The organism is Kitasatospora sp. NPDC056783 (assembly GCF_042789895.1).
In the GTDB taxonomy this organism is placed as follows: domain Bacteria; phylum Actinomycetota; class Actinomycetes; order Streptomycetales; family Streptomycetaceae; genus Kitasatospora.
On sequence record NZ_JBHUAF010000139.1, the window covers coordinates 1 to 19,371 of the forward strand.

19 protein-coding genes are annotated in these 19,371 nt (G+C 74.1%); 14 read left to right on the forward strand and 5 right to left on the reverse strand.

Features of this window, described 5'->3' with window-relative positions; genetic code table 11:
- Positions 1–64: 64 nt before the first annotated feature.
- Complete coding sequence (locus ACFRMQ_RS20655) at positions 65–1,285, reverse strand: sensor histidine kinase (protein ID WP_380731955.1); 1,221 nt, start codon at positions 1,283–1,285, stop codon at positions 65–67.
- A 289-nt stretch (positions 1,286–1,574) separates the two neighbouring features.
- On the opposite strand from ACFRMQ_RS20655, the gene ACFRMQ_RS20660 reads away from it, so the two are divergent.
- The 13 genes from ACFRMQ_RS20660 (at position 1,575) to ACFRMQ_RS20720 (ending at position 14,316) form a co-directional block, all read left to right on the forward strand.
- Positions 1,575–1,991: an NADH-quinone oxidoreductase subunit A gene (locus tag ACFRMQ_RS20660; protein WP_380731956.1), complete on the forward strand. Its 417-nt coding sequence runs from the start codon at positions 1,575–1,577 to the stop codon at positions 1,989–1,991.
- Positions 1,982–2,617 (forward strand): NADH-quinone oxidoreductase subunit B, encoded by a 636-nt coding sequence (locus ACFRMQ_RS20665; protein ID WP_380731957.1) that lies wholly within the window; start codon positions 1,982–1,984, stop codon positions 2,615–2,617. Before ACFRMQ_RS20660 ends, ACFRMQ_RS20665 begins: the two co-directional genes overlap by 10 nt.
- A complete protein-coding gene (locus ACFRMQ_RS20670) occupies positions 2,614–3,645 on the forward strand; it encodes an NADH-quinone oxidoreductase subunit C (RefSeq protein WP_380731958.1) in 1,032 nt (343 codons plus the stop codon). The genes ACFRMQ_RS20665 and ACFRMQ_RS20670 overlap by 4 nt, the downstream gene beginning before the upstream one ends.
- Complete coding sequence (gene nuoH / locus ACFRMQ_RS20675; protein ID WP_380731959.1) at positions 3,642–4,601, forward strand: NADH-quinone oxidoreductase subunit NuoH; 960 nt, start codon at positions 3,642–3,644, stop codon at positions 4,599–4,601. Before ACFRMQ_RS20670 ends, nuoH begins: the two co-directional genes overlap by 4 nt.
- Positions 4,598–5,149, forward strand: a complete 552-nt coding sequence (locus ACFRMQ_RS20680; RefSeq protein ID WP_380731960.1) for a NuoI/complex I 23 kDa subunit family protein — start codon at positions 4,598–4,600, stop codon at positions 5,147–5,149. The genes nuoH and ACFRMQ_RS20680 overlap by 4 nt, the downstream gene beginning before the upstream one ends.
- Positions 5,146–5,853: an NADH-quinone oxidoreductase subunit J gene (locus tag ACFRMQ_RS20685; protein WP_380731961.1), complete on the forward strand. Its 708-nt coding sequence runs from the start codon at positions 5,146–5,148 to the stop codon at positions 5,851–5,853. Before ACFRMQ_RS20680 ends, ACFRMQ_RS20685 begins: the two co-directional genes overlap by 4 nt.
- Positions 5,853–6,245 carry an NADH-quinone oxidoreductase subunit NuoK gene (gene nuoK, locus ACFRMQ_RS20690; protein ID WP_380731962.1) on the forward strand — a complete coding sequence of 131 codons (393 nt, stop codon included), beginning with the start codon at positions 5,853–5,855 and terminating at the stop codon, positions 6,243–6,245. Before ACFRMQ_RS20685 ends, nuoK begins: the two co-directional genes overlap by 1 nt.
- Positions 6,242–8,329 carry an NADH-quinone oxidoreductase subunit L gene (locus tag ACFRMQ_RS20695; RefSeq protein ID WP_380731963.1) on the forward strand — a complete coding sequence of 696 codons (2,088 nt, stop codon included), beginning with the start codon at positions 6,242–6,244 and terminating at the stop codon, positions 8,327–8,329. The genes nuoK and ACFRMQ_RS20695 overlap by 4 nt, the downstream gene beginning before the upstream one ends.
- Before the next feature lie 53 nt (positions 8,330–8,382).
- Positions 8,383–9,939: a NuoM family protein gene (locus ACFRMQ_RS20700; protein ID WP_380731964.1), complete on the forward strand. Its 1,557-nt coding sequence runs from the start codon at positions 8,383–8,385 to the stop codon at positions 9,937–9,939.
- Positions 9,940–9,995: 56 nt separating this feature from the next.
- Complete coding sequence (locus ACFRMQ_RS20705; protein WP_380731965.1) at positions 9,996–11,543, forward strand: NADH-quinone oxidoreductase subunit N; 1,548 nt, start codon at positions 9,996–9,998, stop codon at positions 11,541–11,543.
- 285 nt (positions 11,544–11,828) lie between these two features.
- Positions 11,829–12,692 carry a zinc metalloprotease HtpX gene (htpX, locus tag ACFRMQ_RS20710; protein ID WP_380731966.1) on the forward strand — a complete coding sequence of 288 codons (864 nt, stop codon included), beginning with the start codon at positions 11,829–11,831 and terminating at the stop codon, positions 12,690–12,692.
- Positions 12,693–12,930: 238 nt separating this feature from the next.
- On the forward strand, positions 12,931–13,356 hold the full coding sequence (locus ACFRMQ_RS20715) for a BlaI/MecI/CopY family transcriptional regulator (protein WP_380731967.1): 426 nt from the start codon (positions 12,931–12,933) through the stop codon (positions 13,354–13,356).
- A 3-nt stretch (positions 13,357–13,359) separates the two neighbouring features.
- The gene (locus ACFRMQ_RS20720; RefSeq protein ID WP_380731968.1) at positions 13,360–14,316 is read left to right on the forward strand and encodes a M48 family metalloprotease; all 957 of its coding nucleotides are present in this window, start codon (positions 13,360–13,362) and stop codon (positions 14,314–14,316) included.
- Between the two features lie 18 nt (positions 14,317–14,334).
- Here ACFRMQ_RS20720 and ACFRMQ_RS20725 read toward each other — a convergent pair whose 3' ends face one another.
- Positions 14,335–15,024, reverse strand: coding sequence for an FMN-dependent NADH-azoreductase (locus tag ACFRMQ_RS20725; protein ID WP_380731969.1), 690 nt, complete (start codon positions 15,022–15,024; stop codon positions 14,335–14,337).
- A gap of 74 nt (positions 15,025–15,098) precedes the next feature.
- On the opposite strand from ACFRMQ_RS20725, the gene ACFRMQ_RS20730 reads away from it, so the two are divergent.
- A complete protein-coding gene (locus tag ACFRMQ_RS20730) occupies positions 15,099–16,070 on the forward strand; it encodes a sigma-70 family RNA polymerase sigma factor (protein ID WP_380731970.1) in 972 nt (323 codons plus the stop codon).
- Here ACFRMQ_RS20730 and mug read toward each other — a convergent pair.
- The 3 genes from mug to ACFRMQ_RS20745 all read right to left on the reverse strand — a co-directional run bounded on the left by mug (position 16,015) and on the right by ACFRMQ_RS20745 (position 18,945).
- Positions 16,015–16,641: a G/U mismatch-specific DNA glycosylase gene (gene mug, locus ACFRMQ_RS20735; protein ID WP_380731973.1), complete on the reverse strand. Its 627-nt coding sequence runs from the start codon at positions 16,639–16,641 to the stop codon at positions 16,015–16,017. The two genes, ACFRMQ_RS20730 and mug, sit on opposite strands and share 56 nt — an antisense overlap.
- A 14-nt stretch (positions 16,642–16,655) precedes the next feature.
- Positions 16,656–17,747: a phosphatase PAP2 family protein gene (locus ACFRMQ_RS20740; RefSeq protein ID WP_380731971.1), complete on the reverse strand. Its 1,092-nt coding sequence runs from the start codon at positions 17,745–17,747 to the stop codon at positions 16,656–16,658.
- Between the two features lie 118 nt (positions 17,748–17,865).
- Entirely contained in the window at positions 17,866–18,945 is a 1,080-nt protein-coding gene (locus ACFRMQ_RS20745) for an aminopeptidase P family protein (protein WP_380731974.1), read from the reverse strand.
- Positions 18,946–19,371 lie beyond the last annotated feature (426 nt).

The window sequence follows — 19,371 nt, forward strand, 5'->3', positions numbered from 1 at the left end:
GCCTCGTCCTCCCCCGACGAGGCCCCGGCGCCCTGCCGTGCCGCGCCCGGCACGAGGGGCCCGGTCAGCGGCGGGCGGTGCGGGTGCGCCAGGGCAGCTCGACGGTGACGGTGGTCGGACCGCCGTCGGGGCTGTCCACCAGGAAGACCCCGTCCACCGCGCGGATGCGCTCGGCCAGCCCGGCCAGCCCGCTGCCCGGGTAGGGGGCCGCGCCGCCGTTGCCGTCGTCCTGGACCAGCAGCATCAGCTGGGCGTCCGAGCGCCACACCTCGACCGAGGCGGAGCGGGCTCCGGCGTGCTTGGAGACGTTGGTCAGCAGCTCGCTGACGGTGAAGTAGGCGATGCCCTCGACCGCCGAGTCCGGACGCTCGGGCTGCCCGTCCGGGCCGGACAGGTCGACGCTCACCCGGACGCCGCCGGGGACGGTGCAGCGGGCGGCGACCGAGGACAGCGCGGCGTCCAGGCCGCGGTCGGTGAGCACCGCCGGGTGGATGCCGCGGGCCAGGTCGCGCAGCTCCTGGAGGGCCAGCTTCACCTCGCCGTGGGCGTTGTCGACCATCTTCGTGGCGACGGCGATGTCGTCCTCGCTCTCCACCTCGCGCAGCCGCTCCTTGGCCATGCCGAGGTCCATCGCCAGTGCGACCAGCCGGGCCTGGGCGCCGTCGTGCAGATCGCGCTCGATCCGGCGCAGGTCGGCGGCGGCGGTGTCGACCACGGTGCCGCGGTCGTCCTCCAACTCGCGCACCCGCTCGGCCAGGGCGCCGGGGAAGAGCAGCGACTCGACCAGGATGCGGTCGACGGCGGCCAGCCCGCGGACCACCCAGGGCAGCACCGGCCAGAGCACCACCACCGAGATGAGGGTCAGCGCGAAGCTCAGGATGCCCCAGGGCAGCATCAGCACGTTGTAGAGCGCCGAGCGCCAGTTCAGCAGGTCGGTGAGCTGGGCGATGGTGTAGCCGACCAGCCCCGGGCGGCGGGGCTTCACCGGCTCCGGCTCGTCGATCCCGGAGCCGTACGCCGACCGCGCCCGCTGCCGGCCCAGCGCGCCCAGGGACCGGGAGACGGCCAGCCCGCCGGCCAGCAGCGGCAGGCCGATCACGGTGATCGACAGGCCCAGGCCGACCGTGAGCGTGGTGACGGCGAGCACGAAGCCGAAGATGCCGAGCGGCAGGTTGAGCAGCAGCCGGCCCACCTGGTGCCACATCCTGCGGCCGTACAGCGGCGGGCGTTCCATCCGGGCGTCCTGCTCCTTGATGGCGTCCACGGCCTGGTGCAGCGGCTTCATGCGGATCTACCGTCCCTCGTCGTCGTGCGGCTGGACCAAGCTTCCCGAACCGGGGGTGGTGGGTGCCATGGGGGTGATACATCTTCCGGGCCGGGGGTTATCCCCACCCCCGTCCCGGTCGTTCGGGGTCCACCCGGGACGTCCACCGGTCGTCTTGCGGACCGGGCAGGGGTCGAGGGGAACGGATCGGTCCCCTTAGACTCACGCATTGGCCATGGTTAGGACCGTGAGAGCAAACGTCGTAGAACTGTCCTGAGGGCGGGTTCGCGGCCGAGGTGGAGGCGAAGGCATGGAGGGGCAGCACACGGCTGCCGTCGCGGCCGACCCGGCGGTCGGCGGCGGCTACTTCGACGCGTACGCCGCGATGGGCCTGCTGGCCGTCGTCGGGGTGCTCTTCGTCGCCGTGGCGTTCACCGCCAACCGGCTGCTGCGACCGGTGGTCCACTCGCCCGAGAAGCTCCTCGCCTACGAATGCGGCGTGGACCCGGTGGGCGACGACTGGGCGCACACCCAGATCCGCTACTACGTGTACGCCTTCCTGTACGTGATCTTCGCGGTGGACGCGATCTACCTGTTCCCGTGGGCGACCGTCTTCGCCTCCGCCGGGTACGGCGCCGGAACGCTGGTCGAGATGTTCCTGTTCATCGGCTTCCTCGCGGTCGGGCTGCTGTACGCCTGGAAGAAGGGCGTTCTGGAATGGACGTGACGCACTCCCACTCGCACGGCGCGCAGGACGGTCCGGTACCGCTCGGCCTGCCGGACCCCGCGCGCCCCGGCGCCGTCGAGCGCCGTGGCATCGGACCGCTGGCCCGGCTCGCGCCGGACCCGGTCAAGGTGGTGCTCAACTGGGGCCGCCGCTACAGCCTCTGGTGCTTCAACTTCGGGCTGGCCTGCTGCGCGATCGAGTTCATCGCCGCCTCCATGGCCAAGCACGACTTCATCCGGATGGGTGTCATCCCGTTCGCGCCCGGACCTCGGCAGGCCGATCTGATGATCGTTTCCGGGACGGTCACCGACAAGATGGCACCCGCCGTCAAGCGCCTCTACGAGCAGATGCCCGAGCCGAAGTACGTCATCTCCTTCGGCGCCTGCTCCAACTCCGGCGGGCCCTACTGGGACTCGTACTCGGTCACCAAGGGCGTGGACCAGATCATCCCGGTGGACGTCTACGTGCCAGGCTGCCCGCCGCGGCCGGAGGCGCTGCTCCAGGGCATCCTCAAGCTCCAGGAGAAGATCGCCGCCGAGTCCCTGCCGGACCGCTACACCGCGCCGACGGCCGCGCTGCGGCGTCCGCTGGTGGCCGGGCCGTCCGGTGACGGGGGAGCATCATGAGCGAGTACAGCGAGCGAACTGTCGAGCGGCTCACGGCCGAGCAGTGCGCGGCGTCGGTCGGGGAGTGGGCGACCGGCGCCGAGGCGTACGGGCTGATCACCGTCGATGTCCCCGCCGAGCACTGGATCGAGGCGCTCACCAACGCCCGGGACGTCCTGGGCCTGGGCTTCTTCGACTGGCTGAGCGCCGTCGACGAGCTCGCCGAGGGCTTCTCCGTGGTCGCGCACCTGGCCGCCGTCGAGGCGCCCGGAGTGCGGCACCTCGCACTGCGCACCCGGCTGCCGCGCGACCGGGCGGCGCTGCCGACCGCCGTCGCGGTGTACGCGGGCGCCGGCTGGCACGAGCGCGAGACCCACGAGATGTTCGGCATCGACTTCCCCGGGCACCCCCACCTGGTCACCCTGCTGCTGCCGGACGGCTTCGAGGGGCACCCGCTGCGCAAGGAGTTCGTGCTCGCGGCCCGGGTCGCCAAGGACTGGCCGGGCGCCAAGGAGCCGGGCGAGTCGGACCACGGCGGCGGGCCGGCCCGGCGCAAGATGCTGCCGCCCGGCGTGCCGGACCCGAACGAGTGGGGGCCGCTCAAGGGCACCCTGCCGCCGGTCGCCGAGCGGCCGGCGCGCGGTGCGCGGGCGGCCGGCGCGGCACGCGTGCCCCGGGCCGCTGCCGCTGGCGGCGCCACTGCCGGTCCTGCGGCTTCTGCGGCGGCTGCGGCTTCTGCCGCCGAGGGTGCTCCGGCGGTGCGGGCGGACCGGCCGCGGCGGACCCGGTCGGTGTCCGAGGGGTCGGCGAGCCAGGCGGCCCAGGAGCCGGCGGCTCCTCCGGTGCGGCCTCGGTCCTCCGACGCGCCCTGGCACAACCCGGTGCCCGCCCACGAGGCGAAGGAGCCGTCGGACGGGGAACCGGGTGAGAAGCCCGCCGAGCCGGTCAAGCCCGTCGAGCCGGTCGAGCCCGCTGAGCCGGTCAAGCCCGTCGAGCAGCAGGACGACACCTCGGCCGCGGCGGCCGACCAGGACGGAGACGGTACGTGAACCTGCTCGACACGGTGCTGCGCTGCGTCGCCACCCTCGTCGTCTTCCTGGTCTTCCCGCTGGTCATCGGCCAGACCGAGCACAAGGTCATGGCGCACATGCAGGGCCGGCTCGGCCCGATGTACGCGGGCGGCTTCCACGGCTGGGCGCAGCTCGTCGCGGACGGCGTGAAGTTCGCGCAGAAGGAGGACATCGTCCCGGCCGGGGCGGACCGCCGGATCTTCCAGCTGGCGCCCGCCGTCTCGCTGCTGCCGTACCTCTTCGTGCTGCTGGCGATCCCGGTCGGCCCGAACGGCTTCGTCGGTCAGGCGATCGACGCCGGGCTGTTCTTCGTGCTGGCCGTGATGGGCGTCGGTGTGATCGGCAAGCTGATGGCCGGCTGGGCCTCGGCGAACAAGTTCTCGCTGCTCGGCGGCCTGCGCACGGCCGCGCAGCTGATGTCGTACGAGCTGCCGATGGTGCTGGCGGCGGCCTCGGTGGCGATGGCCGCCGGGACGCTGTCGCTGCCCGGGATCGTGGACGCCTGGGAGTGGTACTGGCTGCCCTGGCAGATCATCGGCGCGTTCGTCTTCTTCACGGCCGGCCTGGCCGAGCTCCAGCGCCCGCCGTTCGACATGCCGATCGCCGACTCGGAGATCATCTTCGGCGCGTACACCGAGTACACCGGGCTGCGCTTCGCGTTCTTCCTGCTCTCCGAGTACGTCGGCATCCTGGTGGTGTCCGCGCTGACCGCGGTGCTCTTCCTGGGCGGCTGGCACGGACCGATGTCCGACCAGCTCGGCTGGCTCTGGATGATCCTCAAGACCTTCGCGCTGGCCTTCGTGGTCATCTGGCTGCGGGTCACCTACCCGCGTCTGCGCGAGGACCAGCTGATGCGCTTCGCGTGGACGGGGCTGATCCCGCTCGCACTGGTCCAGTTGGCCCTCACCGGCATCATCAAGGTGGCGATCTCATGAGTTTCCCCGGTGCGGGCCTGGCCAAGGGGCTGGCCGTGACGCTGCGGACGATGACGAAGAAGAGCGTCACCGCGCAGTACCCCGACGTGCAGCCGGTGCTGCCGCCGCGCTCCCGCGGCGTCATCGCGCTGCTGGAGGAGAACTGCACGGTGTGCATGCTCTGCGCGCGCGAGTGCCCGGACTGGTGCATCTACATCGACTCCCACAAGGAGACGCTGCCGGCCGCCGAGCCGAACGCCCGGGCCCGGACCCGCAACGTGCTGGACCGGTTCGCCATCGACTTCTCGCTCTGCATGTACTGCGGGATCTGCATCGAGGTCTGCCCCTTCGACGCGCTGTTCTGGTCGCCTGAGTTCGAGTACGCGGAGACCGACATCCACGAGCTGACCCACGAGCGGGAGAAGCTCCGCGAGTGGATGTGGACCGTCCCCGCGCCGCCGGCGCTGGACCCGGCGGCCGAGGAACCCAAGGAGATCGCCACCGCGCGCAAGGCGGCGGACAAGCTGGCGGCCGCGGCCGCCACCGAGAAGAAGGGCGACGACGCGTGAGTGGTGCCGCCACGCTTCTCGCGGCGACCGGGTCCCTGGACCCGGCCGCCCGTTCTTTCCTGTCCCCGACCGGACAGGAGATCGTCTTCCTGCTGGTCGGGATCGCCGTGCTCGGCTCGGCGGTGGTCTCCGTGACCACCAAGCAGCTGGTGCACGCCGCGCTCTGGCTGGTGGTCGCGCTCGGCGGACTGGCGGTGGAGTTCCTGCTGCTCACGGCCGAGTTCATCGCCTGGGTGCAGGTGCTGATCTACCTCGGCTCGGTGGTCGTCCTGGTGCTGTTCGGGCTGATGCTCACCAAGGCGCCGATCGGGCGCTCGCCGGACGCCGACTCCAAGAACCGCTGGGTGGCCCTGGCGGTGGCGCTGGCCTCGGCCGGGACGCTGGTCACGCTGGTGGTCGACGCCTTCCGGACCTCCTGGATCGACCTCGGCCAGGGCGGCGGCTCGACCGTCGTCACCGGGGCCAGCCTGTTCCGGCACTGGGTGCTGCCCTTCGAGGCGCTGTCCGTGCTGCTGCTGGCGGCGCTGGTCGGCGCGATCGTGCTGTCCCGCGGGTCCGGGCGGCGGGTGCCGGCGCCCCGGGCGGGCAAGCTGCGCGCCGGGCGGCCGGTCGGGTCGAACGGGACGGTCGCCGCGTCCGCGCCGAAGCCGTCCGCGCCCGAGCCGGCCCCGTCGGCCGCCGAGCCCGTGACGGAGGAGAGCTGATGCACCTCGCCTACCCCGTCGTCCTCGCCGCGCTGCTGTTCAGCGTCGGCGTGTACGGCGTGCTCGCCCGGCGCAACGCCGTCCTGGTGCTGATGTCCGTCGAGCTGATGCTCAACGCCGTCAACCTCAACCTGGTCGCCTTCGACGCCTGGCTGCGCGACTCGCTGCACGCCGGGCAGGCGCTCACCCTGTTCACCATCACCGTCGCCGCCGCCGAGGTCGGGCTGGGGCTCGCCATCGTCCTGCTGCTGTTCCGGGCCCGGGGCACCGCGGACATCGACCGGGCCACCGCGCTCGGTGACCCGGCGGAGGCGCTCGCCGTCGACGAGCCGCCGGTCGGGGCCGAGGCCCCGGCCGGAGCCGAGGCACTGAAGGGCCAGGCCACCGCATGAACCTCGCCCTGCCCGCACTCGTCCCGGCGCTGCCCGCGCTCGGCGCCGCCGCGACCCTGGCCGTCGGCAAGAAGTCACCCGGGCTGGCCCGGCCGCTGGCGATCGTCCCGGTCGCCGTCTCGGCGGTGCTCGCCCTGGTGGTCGCCCTCCAGCTCGGCACCGGCCGGACCCTGGACGCCGCCACCCGGCTCACCCCGACCGGCGGCCCGGACATCGCGCTCGCCCTCCACCTGGACGGCTTCACCTCGCTGATCTCCGTGCTGGTCGGCCTGGTCGCCACCTGCGTCCAGGTCTACTCGACCGCGTACCTCCGCAAGGACCCGCGCTACCCCTCGTACGCGGCGCTGGTCTCGCTGTTCACCGCGGCGATGTTCCTGGTGGTCTACTCGGGCGACCTGATCGTGCTGCTGGTCGGCTGGGAGGTCATGGGCCTGTGCTCGTACTTCCTGATCGGCCACCACTGGGAGACCGCGGACGCCCGCTCGGCCTCGCTGAAGGCGTTCCTGGTCACCAAGCTCGGTGACGTGCCGTTCCTGTTCGGGATCTTCCTGCTCGGCGCGGACGCCGGCAGCTTCCGCGTCCCGGACGTGCTGGCCGCCGCGACCGAGGGCCGGCTCGGGCACCCGACGCTGACCGCGCTGCTGCTGCTCGCCGGTGTGGCCGGCAAGAGCGCCCAGTTCCCGCTGCACACCTGGCTCCCGGACGCGATGGCCGGCCCGACGCCGGTCTCCGCGCTGATCCACGCCGCCACCATGGTCGCGGCCGGCATCTACCTGGTCGCCCGGCTGCTGCCGGTGTTCCTGCTGTCGGGCGCGGCGCTGGTCGTGCTCGCGGTGATGGCCGCCGTGACGATGATCGGCTCGGCGCTCTGCGCGCTCGCCCAGGACGACCTCAAACGGGTGCTCGCCTACTCCACCGTCGGACAGCTCGGCTACATGGCCGGCGCGCTGGCCAGCGGCGACCGCGAGGCGTCCGTCTTCCACCTGGTCAGCCACGGCGCGTTCAAGGCGCTGCTGTTCCTGGCCGCCGGTGTGGTGATCCACGCCGCGCACACCAACTCGATCTCCGCGATGTCCCGCGTCCCGGGGCTGCGCAAGCGGGTGCCGGACGCCTACTGGACGATGGGCATCGCGCTGATCGCCCTGGTCGGGCTGCCGCCGTTCTCCGGCTTCTTCAGCAAGGAGGCGGTGCTGACCGCCGCCGAGCACGCCGCCAACGGCGAGGCGCTGACCAACGGGCTCGGCCCGTCCTCGGCGGTGCCCCAGGCGGCCGGGTGGATCGTGCTGATCTCCGCCGGGCTCACCGCGCTGCTCACCGCCGCCTACGCGACCCGGCTGTTCCTGGTGGCATTCCACAGCCCGACCGGTGCCGCCGCGGCCGTGCCCGTGGTGCTGCCCGCCGCCGACCGGTCCGCGGCCGTGGCCGACCACGAGGCCGGCGCGCCGTACTCGCCCGAGCCCGACGAGGCCGACCCGGCCACCGCCGAACCGCCCGCGATGCGCTGGCCGCTCTGGGTGCTGGCCGTGCCGACCATGGGCTTCGGCGTCGCCGGACTGCGCTCGGACTGGCTGCCCGCGCTGCTGGACGGCGGCACGCTGCGGCCCACCGCCGTCACCGCCGTCACCGCGACCGGGCTCGCCGTGGTCGGCGCCATCGCCGCGTACGGTGCCTGGCGCTCGGCGATCGCCCGACTGGACACCGGCCGGCCGGCCCCGGGCCCTTCGACGGGGGTCCCCCCGGCCGGAGGCTGGGGGAGGGTGCCCGGGCAGGGCGGAGCCCCGGTCGCCGAGGTGATCGTCGCCGACCCCGGGCGCACCCTGCTCGGCCCGCTGTTCGAGCCGGCCCGGCACGGCTTCGGCGTCGACCGGCTCTACCACGCGCTGTTCGTCCGCCCGGTCGGCGCCGCCGCCAAGCTGGTCCGCTTCCTCGACCGCGAGGTCGTCGAGACCTACGTGCGCGGCAGCGGCGTGGGCGCCAACCTGCTCGGCCGGGCCGTCCGGCTCGCGCAGACCGGGAACGCGCAGACGTACCTCAGCGCCCTGCTGGCCGCGGTCGTCCTGCTGGCCGTCCTGGTGGCGGTGTAACCGGTGCAGTTGTCCTCCGCCTCCGCCCCATCGACCGCTGCCGGGAGCCCCCGATGAACGCAGTCCTCATCGCCCTCCTGGCGCTGCCGCTGCTCGGCGCCGCACTCACCCTGGCGCCGGTGTTCGGACCGGACCGGGCCGTGGCCGACCGGCGCGCCCTGCGGCTGAACACCGTCGTCACCGGTGCGGTGCTCCTGCTCGGCATCGCCCTCGCGGCCGGCTTCGACCACGACGAGCCCGCCCGGATGCAGGCCACCACCGACCTGTCCTGGATCCCGGCCCTGCACGTGCGCTTCCACCTCGGGGTGGACGGCATCTCGCTGCCGCTGATCGTGCTGACCGCACTGCTCACCTTCCTCTGCGCGCTGTACTCGGAGAAGCGGCTGCCGGACGGGGAGAACGTCCCGTCCGCGCAGGCGTTCGTCGGGCTGTTCCTGCTGCTCGAAGTCGGCATGCTCGCCACCTTCGCGGTGCTGGACCTCCTGCTTTTCTTCCTGGCCTTCGAGATCGTGCTGATCCCGATGTACTTCCTGATCGCCCGCTGGGGGAGCGGCGCCAAGGTGCCGGCCGCCAACCGGTTCATCCTCTACACGCTGCTCGGCTCGGCCGTGATGCTGCTCGGCTTCCTGCTGATCGGCGGCAAGGCCGGCACCTTTGACATGCAGGCCCTGGCCACCGCGCACGGCAGCGGCCTCAGCCACACCACCCAGGTGATCGCCGCGCTGGCGATCCTGGTCGGCCTCGCGGTCAAGGCCCCCGCCTGGCCGCTGCACAGCTGGCTCCCCGACGCGCACACCGCCGCCCCGACGGTGGGCTCGGTGCTGCTCGCCGGCGTGCTGCTGAAGATGGGCACGTACGGCCTGGTCCGCGTCCTCCTCCCGGTCGTGCCGGACGGTGCCACCACGCTGGCCCCCTACCTGGGCGCCTTCGCGGCCGTCGGCATCGTCTACGGCTCACTGGCCTGCCTGGCGTTGTCGCGGCCCGGCGCCAAGGGCGACCTCAAGCGCCTGATCGCCTACTCCTCCGTCGGCCACATGGGCTTCGTGCTGCTCGGCATCGCCTCCCTCACCCCGGTGGGCGTCAACGGCGCGCTGTTCGCCAACATCGCCCACGGTCTGATCACCGGTCTGCTGTTCTTCGTCGTCGGCGCGCTCAAGGACCGCTACGGCACGGCCGACCTCGACACCCTCTCCGGCACCACCGGCGCCGCCCTGTACGGCCGGGCCCCGCGGCTCGGCGTACTGCTCGCCTTCGCCGCCGTCGCCAGCCTCGGACTGCCCGGCCTGGCCGGCTTCTGGGGCGAGCTGCTCGCCATGTTCGGCGCGTTCGACCCGGCCGACGGCCTGTCGCGCCCCGCGTTCGTCACCTACATGGTCCTGGCCGGCCTCGGCACCCTCCTCACCGCCGCGTACCTCCTGATCGTGGTCAGGCGCGTCTGCATGGGCGACCCCGAGCAGCCCGCACCGGTGGCCGAGCTCGCCGACCTGCGCCCGTACGAGGCCGTCAGCTGGACGCCGCTGGCCGCGCTCACCCTGCTCGCCGGCCTCTGGCCCGCGCTGCTGCTCGGCCTCTCCGACCCCGCCGTCAAGCACCTCCTCGGGGGTGGCTGACCGTGCTCGCCGCCCAGACCGCCGCACTCGGACCTCACTCCACGGGGCAGCACACTGTGACCTCCCTCGCCGTAGCCAACCCGGGCAGCCTGATCCAGTCCGTGGACTGGGTGGCGATCGCGCCCCCGCTGATCGCCGCCGTGGCCGCCCTCGCCGTGCTGCTCACGGACCTGTTCCTGCCCGAGCGGCACAAGAAGTGGCTCGGCCGCCTCACCGCGGCCGGACTCGCCCTCGCCCTCATCGCACTCCTCCCCCTCACCGACGGATCACCCCGAGCGACCTTCTGTGTTCGGAACGTAGCAGGGGGGTCTGACAACGGCGGCTGCTCGTACGTCGCCGACCACTTCGCCCTGGTGTTCCAGCTGCTCGCCCTCGGCGGTGCGCTGATCGCGGCGCTGCTGTCCGCGCACACCGTGGAGGACGACCGGCTGCCGCGCGGCGAGTACTGGTTCCTGCTGCTCTCCAGCGCCACCGGCGCCGCGCTGCTGCCCGCCTCCCGCGACCTCGCCACCCTGGTGATCGCCCTGGAGGTCGCCTCGCTGCCCGCCTTCGCCCTGGTCGCGCTGCGCCGGGACGGCCGGGGCGCGGAGGCCGCGTTCAAGTTCTTCGTCTCCTCGGTGACCGCGACCGCCGTGATGCTGCTCGGTGTCGGCTTCGTCTACGCGGCGAGCGGCAGCCTGCACCTGACCGCCGTCGCCCAGGGCCTGGAGCAGGCCCCCGCGCAGCTCAAGGTGCTGGGCGAGGCCGGCGCGGTGCTGACCCTGGTCGGCTTCGCCTTCAAGGTCGCCGCCGTCCCGTTCCACTTCTGGGTGCCCGACACCTACACCGGCGCGCCGCTGCCGGTGGCCGGCTACCTCTCGGTGGTCGGGAAGGCGGCCGGCCTGTCCGGGCTCGCGCTCGCCACCACCGTCGCCTTCCGCCCGTACGCCGACACCTGGGGGCCGGTGCTCGCCGTCCTGGCCGCCGTCACCATGACCGCCGGCAACGTCGGCGCGCTGCGGCAGCGCTTCGACACCCGGTACAGCGCGGTGCGGCTGCTCGCCTGGTCCTCGGTCGGCCAGGCCGGGTACCTGCTGGTGCCGCTCGCGGCGGCCGGCTACGCGCCGACCGGCGTCGATGCGCTCGGTGCCACCGCCGCGTACGCGCTGATCTACGGCGTGGTGAACCTCGGTGCCTTCGGGGCGGTCGCCGCCGTCGGCCGCCGGGCGGGGACCAGCGTGGACGACTTCCGCGGCCTGTTCGCCCGCAACCGCTGGACGGCGCTGGCGCTCGCCTTCTTCCTGCTCTGCCTGGCCGGGCTGCCGCCGGGCGTGGTCGGCCTGTTCGGCAAGGTCGTGGTGTTCCGCGCGGCGGTCGACGCCGGGCTGGGCTGGCTGGCCGTGGTGATGGCCGTCAACGTGGTCGTCGCCCTCTCGTACTACCTGCTGTGGACGGCCCGGCTGTTCACCCCGGCGGCGCAGGACGCGCCCGCCGGAGAGGCCGTCGCCGGCCGCCGGCTGCCGCTGAGCCTCACCGCGACGCTCGGGCTCACCGCCTCGGCGGCGGTGGTCCTCTCGGTGGCGCCGCAGCTGGTCCTCCAGGTCGCGGTCGGCTCGCTGTTCTGAGCCGGTGCCGGGCCGCATGCCGGGCCGCTTTCCGGTTCGGCGCTGGACCGCGCCGGACCGCGCCGGGTCGTACCGGGGCGTATCGGGGCACGGCCCGGCGGGGCCGCGACGGCCCCGAGAGGGCGCTGAGCGGGCACCGCGACGGCACCGCGACGGCATCGAGGCGGTGTCATGTCGGTCACCGTGTCGGGTCACAAGGGAACAAGGCCCTCGGCCCCACCCGTTGACCGGGCAAGAGGGACGAGGCAGAAAGGGCTTCCCCACCGCACCATTGGAGGGCCTGACGTGCACAGCCGGCACAACGGACTGAGGACCGCCGTCCTGCTCGGAGGCCTCTCGGCGCTGATCCTGGTGATCGGCGGCCTCTTCGGACGCACCGGCTTCGTGATCGCCCTGCTGGTGGCCCTCGGCACCAACGCCTACGCCTACTGGAACAGCGACAAGCTCGCGCTGCGGGCGATGCGGGCCCGGCCGGTCAGCGAGTTCGAGGCCCCCGGGCTGTACCGGATCGTCCGTGAGCTCTCCACCTCGGCCCGCCAGCCGATGCCCCGCCTCTACATCTCCCCGACCCCGGCCCCGAACGCCTTCGCCACCGGCCGCAACCCGCGCAACGCCGCCGTCTGCTGCACCGAGGGCATCCTGCGGATCCTGGACGAGCGCGAGCTGCGGGGCGTGCTCGGGCACGAGCTGAGCCACGTCTACAACCGGGACATCCTGATCTCCTCGGTGGCCGGGGCGCTCGCCTCGGTGGTGATGTTCCTGGTGAACTTCGCCTGGCTGGTGCCCTTCGGGCGAGGCGACGACGACGACGGCCCGGGGCTGTTCGGGATGCTCGCCATCATGATCCTCGGCCCGCTCGCGGCCGGACTGATCCAGATGGCGGTCAGCCGCTCCCGCGAGTACCAGGCCGACGCCGACGGCGCCCGGATCACCGGGGACCCGCTCGCCCTCGCGAGCGCCCTGCGCAAGCTCGACGCCGGCACCCGGCAGCTGCCCCTCCCGCCGGAGCCGCAGCTCCAGACGGCGAGCCACATGATGATCGCCAGCCCCTTCCGCCCCGGCGAGGCCGGCGCCCGGCTCTTCTCCACCCACCCGCCGATGGCCGAGCGCATCGCCCGCCTGGAGCGGATGGCGGGCCACGGGCGCTGACGCACCCGCGCCGCCGCCGAGGGCCGCCGACGGCCCCCGTCGACGGAAGCCGTCGACGGCCCTCGTCGGCGGGGGCCGCGAGGAGGGCCGCCGACGGGGGCCGACGACGAGCGGTGACGGCAGGGCGCCGTACGCCCTCGAACCCCTGCGCCGACCGGGTTCGGGGCGGCCCCTCGCTCGTTAGGATGAGTCCGGTGCCCGGTGGTCCGGGCGCGGCATCCGGAGGGAGTGGGCCGTCATGGCAGACGAGAGGCACGTCCCGGCGGCCGGGGACGCGCCGGCCCGGCGACGTGGCCAGGGCGAGCTGGAGGCCCAGGTGCTCGCGGTGCTCCAGCGGGCGCCCGGCCCGGTCGCCGCCGGATGGGTCCAGGAACGCCTGGAGGGCGACCTGGCCTACACCACGGTGATGACCATCCTGTCCCGGCTGCATGCCAAGAACGCCGTCACCCGGAGCCGCTCGGGCCGCTCCTACCTGTGGCAGGCGTCCTCGGACGCCGCCGGGCTGGCGGCCCTGCGGATGCGCCGCATGCTCGACGGGGAGGCGGACCGGGACGCCGTCCTGGCCAGTTTCGTCAGCGCGCTGCTGCCGCACGACGAGGAGCTGCTCCGGGCGCTGCTGGACGCCGCGTCCGCCGATCCGGCAGTGCCCGACCGTGAGAGCTGACCCGTGGGCTTCTTCGTCTTCCTCCCGCTCGTCCTGCCGCTCACCGCGGTCCCGATCGCGCGTCTGACCGAACAGCACCTGCATCCGCGCGGCGCGACCCGGCTGATGACCGTGATCAGCGCGGTGATGGCGGTGTGCAGCGTGCTCTGCCTCGCGCTGATCGGCGTGGTGGGCACCGCGCAGATCCCCGGCAACCCGCTGCCGGACAGCTGGTCCGACCCGGAGGTGCGGGCCGCGCTGCCGTACCACGAGACGGTCGGCACGGCCGCGATGTGGCTGCTGGCGCTGGTGAGCTTCACCTGCACCCGTACGGTCGTCCGGCACCTGCGGGTGCGCGGCCGGGCCCGCCGGGCCCTGGCCGGGCTGCCCGCCGGGCCGGGCGGGTCCACCGACCTCGCGGTGCTGCCGGACCGGAGCCCGTACGCCTACGCGCTGCCCGGCTCGCCCGGCCGGGTGGTGGTCTCCACCGGGATGCTGGCCGGCCTGGCCGCCGACGAGCGCGAGGCGCTGCTGGCGCACGAGCGGGCGCACCTGCGCCACCGGCACCACCGGTACCTGCTGGCCACCCAGTTGGCCGCCTGCGTCAATCCGTTCCTGCGGCCGTTGCAGTCCGCGGTGGCGTACAGCGCGGAGCGGTGGGCGGACGAGGACTCGGCCCAGGCCGTGGGGGACCGCCGGATCACCGCGCGGGCGGTGGCCCGGGCGGCCCTGGTCTCGCACGCCGTCCCGACGCCGGGCTTCGCGGCCTTCGCCACCCCGGCCGCCGCGGCCGGCCCGGTGCCGCGCCGGGTCGCCGCGCTGCTCGGCCCGGTGCCGACCTCCCGCAACTGGCCGCCGGCCAAGACCCCGGCGGGCCTGGCGGCGATGGTCGCGGCGATCGGTACGGCGGTGTCGGCGCTGTGCGCGCTCAACGCCGTGGTGGCCCTGCTGGTGGTGCTGAAGGCCGTCACTCCGCTGTAGGGATCTCCGCCGGGGGCGTCACAGGGTGGCCGCCAGGGAGTCCAGCCGGGCCCCGGCCGCCGCCGCCGACTCGACGGCGAGCGGCTCCAGGCCGTTCAGCGCGGGGATGTCCGCGGCCCGGGTGAGTTCGGCCGTGACGATGTGCAGGTGGTCCTCGGCGATCCCGAGGTTGCCGAAGTACGCCCGCAGGTAAGGGATCTGGAAGTCGAAGTGCTCCCGCGGCGTGCCCGGCCCGTAGCCGCCGCCGCGGACCGCGACGACCACCACGCGGGTGTCGCGCAGCAGCGGCTCACCGGTCCGCGGGTCCCGGTACACACCGGGGAAGGAGACCCGGTCGATCCAGGTCTTGAGGCCGGTGGAAACGGTGAAGTTGTACATCGGGCTGCCGATCAGCAGGGTGTCGGCGGCCCGCAGCTCCTCGATCAGCGGCCGGCTGAGCGCCCACTCGCGGGCCTCGTCCGGCCCCTCCACGAGGCGGTCGATGTCGTCCAGCGGGAGCACTCCCTCGCGTTCGGTGCGGCGGCCGAGGGCGTCGAAGGCGGCGCCCACCGGCGGCACCGGGCCGGCGGCGAGGTCGTGGTAGCCGTGCCGGACGGCGGCGCCGTGCCGGGCGCGCCAGGCGTCGGCGAAGCGGGCGGTCAGGGTGCGGCTGACGGAGCCGGTCGGGCTGATGCTGGAGTCAAGGTGGAGCAGCGTGGCGGAGGTCATGGCGGTCTCCCTGTCACTTCGGAGGAGGACGGATCGTCATGGTGGTGACGGGCCGGACGGAGGAAAGGTGACCGATGGACCGGGACGGGATTTCGGGAGTGACGGCCGGGCGGGCGCCCGCCGAGCGGGTGGCCGCTGAGCGGGCGGCGGTCGATGCGGCGGCGGTCGATGCGGTGGCGGTCGATGCGGTGGCGGCCCGCTTCGAGGCGGAGCGGGGACGGCTGCGGGCGATCGCCCAGCGGATGCTCGGCTCGACCGGCGAGGCCGAGGACGCCGTCCAGGAGGCCTGGCTGCGGCTGGTCCGCACCGACGGGCCGGAGATCGACAACCTGCCCGGCTGGCTGACCACGGTGGTCTCCCGGATCTGCCTGGACCTGCTGCGGGCCCGCGCCGCGCGCCGCGAGGAGCCGGCCGGCGAGGCACTGCCGGACCCGGCGGGCGGCGGCCCGGAGCCGGAGCGGGAGGCGCTGCTGATCGAGTCGGTGGGCCGGGCGCTGCTCGTGGTGCTGGACCGGCTGGGCCCGGCCGAGCGGGTCGCCTTCGTGCTGCACGACGGCTTCGCGGTGCCCTTCGACCGGATCGCGCCGATCGTCGGGCGGACCCCGGCGGCCGCCAAGAAGCTGGCCAGCCGGGCCCGGCAGCGGGTCCGGGGGACGGCCGCGCTGCCGCCGGAGCCGCTGGCCGGGCACCGGCGGGTGGTGGAGGCGTTCCTGGCCGCCGCCCGGGGCGGGGACCTGGCCGCCCTGCTGGCCGTCCTGGCCCCGGACGTGGTGCGCCGGGCCGATCCGGCGGCGTTGCCGCCCGGCCGTGACCTGGTGGCCCGGGGCGCGGAGGTGATCGCCCGGGAGACCACGGTCTTCGGCCGCCGGGCCCGGTACGGCGCGGTGGCCCTGGTGGACGGGGTGCCCGGCATCCTGATCGCCCCGGACGGGCGGCTGCGGCTGGTGCTTCGGCTGGCGGTCGCGGAGGGCCGGGTGGCCGGGTACGAAGTCATCGCCGACCCGGCCCGGCTCGCCGCGCTCGACCTGGCCGTCCTGCCGGGGTGAGCGGGCCCGCCGGTCCGCCGGTGCCGGCCGGGTCCTCCACGGCCTCCCGGAGCCCGCGGAACTCCGCGGCCAGCCCGTCCAGGGTGTAGTGGGCGTTGAGGCCGCTGGGGTTCGGCAGCACCCACACCTCGGTGTCGCCGATGCCCTCCGGCTGGCGCCCGAGCGCGGCCCGGCGCTGCCCGAAGGCCGTCCGGTAGGCGCCGATGCCGAGCACGGCCAGGATCCGCGGGCGCAGCCGCAGCACCCGTTCGCGCAGCGCGGCGCCGCCCTCGCGCAGCTCCTCGGCGGTCAGCTCGTCCGCCTTGGCGGTGGTGCGCGGGGCGACGTTGGTGATGCCCAGACCGAGGGCGAGCAGCTCGCGCTGCTCGTCCGGGCGGAACTGGCGCCCGGTGAAGCCGGAGCGGTGCAGGGCGGGCCAGAAGCGGTTGCCCGGGCGGGCGAAGTGGTGCCCGGTGGCTCCGGACCACAGACCCGGGTTGATGCCGCAGAACAGCACCCGTAGCCCGGGCCCGGAGACGTCCGGGATGGTGGTGTCCTCGGCGGCCAGCAGTTGCTCGGCGGTGGGCTTCATCGGTGCGCGCGGATTCACCCGGCCAAGTCTGCCGTGCTCTCCACCGGGGCCGGGGTCGATGCCGTGGTCGGTGCCGGTGTCGGTGTCGGTGTCGGTGTCGGTGCCGGTGTCGGTGCCGGTGCCGCGGTCGTGGCGGCCGCCGCCGCCCTGCGGTCGCGCAGCCGGCGCAGGCCGAACACCACCGCGGCCGCGTAGGCCCAGCCGACGAAGACGTCGATGATGAAGTGCTCCGCGCCGTAGACCAGGGTGAACGTCATCGCGAGCGGGTACGCGACCAGCACCGCCCGCAGCCAGGGCTTGGCGGTGGGCCAGAAGAAGAACAGCAGCATCGCCGGGTAGGCGGAGTGCAGCGAGGGCATCGCGGCGACGTCGTTGGCGAACTGGCTGCCGTTCTCCAGCAGCGAGTCGGCCTGCGGCAGCCCGCTGTGCGAGATCACCTCCCAGACCACCCGGGACAGGTGCGGCAGGTTGCCGGCCTGGGCGGTCAGCCACGGAGGCTCGGCCGGGTAGAGGAGGTAGGTGGCGAAGCCCGCGAAGGTGAGCGTCAGGTAGGCGGCGAGCAACTGCCGGAACCGGTGGTGCGCGCGCCGCCAGAGCACCGCGAGCAGCAGGAAGACGACGAAGAAGTGCGAGAGGTAGACGGCCACCGCGATGTAGTCGTACCAGTGCGGCGACCCGGGGGTGTAGAGGGCGTGCTGGAGCCGGACGGTCCAGGTCTCGCCGAAGCCCAGCACCTCGTCGAAGCGCAGCTGCGGCAGCCAGTGCGGGGCCCACGGGGTGTGCGCGCCGTAGCCGCGCAGCAGCGAGTACGTCCACACCACGGCCATCACCGGGACCCAGTCGCGCAGGACCAGGAGGAAGCCGCGGGGGCCGTGCCCGCTGTGCACGGCCGCGGTCAGCAGCGCGCCGATCAGCCAGAGGAACAGGACGTCGTTGGCCGTGGGGATGCCCTCGGTCCGCAGGAACCAGAGGAAGAACGTCAGGTAGATCGGCCAGGCCAGCAGCCGGAGTCTCGACCAGCCCGTCACGCGTGGACGGGGCGAAGGCACCGGGCGCGGCTGCCCGGCCCGCACGTCGTGCGGGGCCGGGGGAAGGGTCTTGGTCATGCGCACCGAACCTACCAACCCAAACTTGGAGGACTCTGGGTGAAATATGACCGGATCGTAAGAGCGTCCGATCCGGTCGACACCCGGTTCGAAGGCCGGCCCGACGGGCCGGGCGGGGTCAGGACACGATGCCCAACTCATGCGGGGTGTTGTTGAAGCGGCGCCCGCCGGCCGGGGTGACGGTGACGATGTCCTCGATCCGCACCCCGAACCGGCCGGGCAGGTAGATCCCGGGCTCGATCGAGAAGCACATGCCGGGCACCAGCGGCCGTTCCTCGCCCTCGACCAGGTACGGCGGCTCGTGCGTGGTGGTGCCGATGCCGTGGCCGGTGCGGTGGATGAAGTACTCGCCGTACCCGCCCTCGGTGATCACCCGGCGGGCGATCCGGTCGATCTCCTGGCAGCCGACCCCGGGACGGACCGCCTCGAAGGCGGTCTGCTGGGCGCGCCGGACCAGCTCGTGGACTGTCCGGACCTCCTCCGGGACGTCCGGGCCTACGTGCACCGTGCGGGTGGTGTCGGAGCCGTAGCCGTCCTTGAGACCGCCGAAGTCCAGCACCACGGTGTCACCCGTACGGATGACCCGGTCACCGGCCTCGTGGTGCGGATCGGCCCCGTTCGGGCCGGAACCGACCACGGTGAAGTCGACCTGGCTGTGCCCGTACCGGATGAGCAGCGCGCCGAGGTCGGCCGCCACGTCGGTCTCCCGTCGGCCGGCGAAGGGGACCTCCAGGATGCCCCGGTAGGCGGCGTCCGCCGCGCCGCCGGCCGCGGCCAAGCGCTCCAGCTCCTCGGTGTCCTTGACGGCGCGCAGCATCGGCAGGGTCTCGGTGAGCGAGGTGAACGAGGCGCCGGGCAGCGCGGTCTGGAAGCCGAGCAGGTGCAGCGCCCAGGCGTTGTCGGAGACGCCGTACCGTCCGGCCGGGTCGAGCAGCGGACCGGCGGTGGCGAACGGGTCCTCGCCGTCGGACCAGTCGAGGAGCCGGACGGCCGGGGCGCCGACCGCCTTCTCGGCGTCCGGGCGCTCCAGCTTGGGGACGACCAGGGTGGGTTCGCGTCCGGCGGCGAGGACGAGGGCGGTCAGCCGCTCGGTGATCGCGGTGGGCGTGTAGCCGCACAGGTAGGCCAGGTCGGGGCCGGGGGCGATGACCAGGCCGGCCAGTCCGGCGGCGGTCGCCTCGGCGGTGGCGCGGGCCATCCGGGCGCGGTGGTCCTCGACGGTGAAGGGACGGGGCACGGCGGTTCCTCCTCGGGGCCGGGCGGGGGCTGTCGGCGCTTCGGCGCGTCAACTCCATCACGTGTGGGCCGAGTTGGCGAAGCCCTCGGGGAGGCGGCGGGGTGGTCCGGGTGGTCCGGGTGGTCCGGGTGGCGGGGGTGGCGGGGGTGGCCGACCAGGCGCGGCCGGGGAGCGGACCCGGCGGGGGTCGGCGGGTGCGGGGCCGACGGGTGCGGGGCCGACGGGCAGGGGGTCGGGGCGGTCGGCGGCCGGTCGGGACGGAGGAGACGGAGGAGGTGACGGAGGAGGCGGAGCAGGCCCGCGCCGGCCGGGTTGCCGACCGCCCCGCCGCCGGGCGGGGGCGGGTCCGTGGAGCTCATCCGGTCCTCCTGGGGTGCGGGCCCGGTG

What these genes read in the sequence shown, in the direction of transcription:
- ACFRMQ_RS20655 (WP_380731955.1), bottom strand. Translation starts at nt 1,285, where the DNA reads ATGAAGCCGCTGCACCAGGCCGTGGACGCCATCAAGGAGCAGGACGCC.
- ACFRMQ_RS20660 (WP_380731956.1), top strand. Translation starts at nt 1,575, where the DNA reads ATGGAGGGGCAGCACACGGCTGCCGTCGCGGCCGACCCGGCGGTCGGC.
- ACFRMQ_RS20665 (WP_380731957.1), top strand. Translation starts at nt 1,982, where the DNA reads ATGGACGTGACGCACTCCCACTCGCACGGCGCGCAGGACGGTCCGGTA.
- ACFRMQ_RS20670 (WP_380731958.1), top strand. Translation starts at nt 2,614, where the DNA reads ATGAGCGAGTACAGCGAGCGAACTGTCGAGCGGCTCACGGCCGAGCAG.
- ACFRMQ_RS20680 (WP_380731960.1), top strand. Translation starts at nt 4,598, where the DNA reads ATGAGTTTCCCCGGTGCGGGCCTGGCCAAGGGGCTGGCCGTGACGCTG.
- nuoK (WP_380731962.1), top strand. Translation starts at nt 5,853, where the DNA reads ATGCACCTCGCCTACCCCGTCGTCCTCGCCGCGCTGCTGTTCAGCGTC.
- ACFRMQ_RS20695 (WP_380731963.1), top strand. Translation starts at nt 6,242, where the DNA reads ATGAACCTCGCCCTGCCCGCACTCGTCCCGGCGCTGCCCGCGCTCGGC.
- ACFRMQ_RS20700 (WP_380731964.1), top strand. Translation starts at nt 8,383, where the DNA reads ATGAACGCAGTCCTCATCGCCCTCCTGGCGCTGCCGCTGCTCGGCGCC.
- ACFRMQ_RS20715 (WP_380731967.1), top strand. Translation starts at nt 12,931, where the DNA reads ATGGCAGACGAGAGGCACGTCCCGGCGGCCGGGGACGCGCCGGCCCGG.
- ACFRMQ_RS20725 (WP_380731969.1), bottom strand. Translation starts at nt 15,024, where the DNA reads ATGACCTCCGCCACGCTGCTCCACCTTGACTCCAGCATCAGCCCGACC.
- ACFRMQ_RS20730 (WP_380731970.1), top strand. Translation starts at nt 15,099, where the DNA reads ATGGACCGGGACGGGATTTCGGGAGTGACGGCCGGGCGGGCGCCCGCC.
- mug (WP_380731973.1), bottom strand. Translation starts at nt 16,641, where the DNA reads ATGAAGCCCACCGCCGAGCAACTGCTGGCCGCCGAGGACACCACCATC.
- ACFRMQ_RS20740 (WP_380731971.1), bottom strand. Translation starts at nt 17,747, where the DNA reads ATGACCAAGACCCTTCCCCCGGCCCCGCACGACGTGCGGGCCGGGCAG.
- ACFRMQ_RS20745 (WP_380731974.1), bottom strand. Translation starts at nt 18,945, where the DNA reads ATGGCCCGCGCCACCGCCGAGGCGACCGCCGCCGGACTGGCCGGCCTG.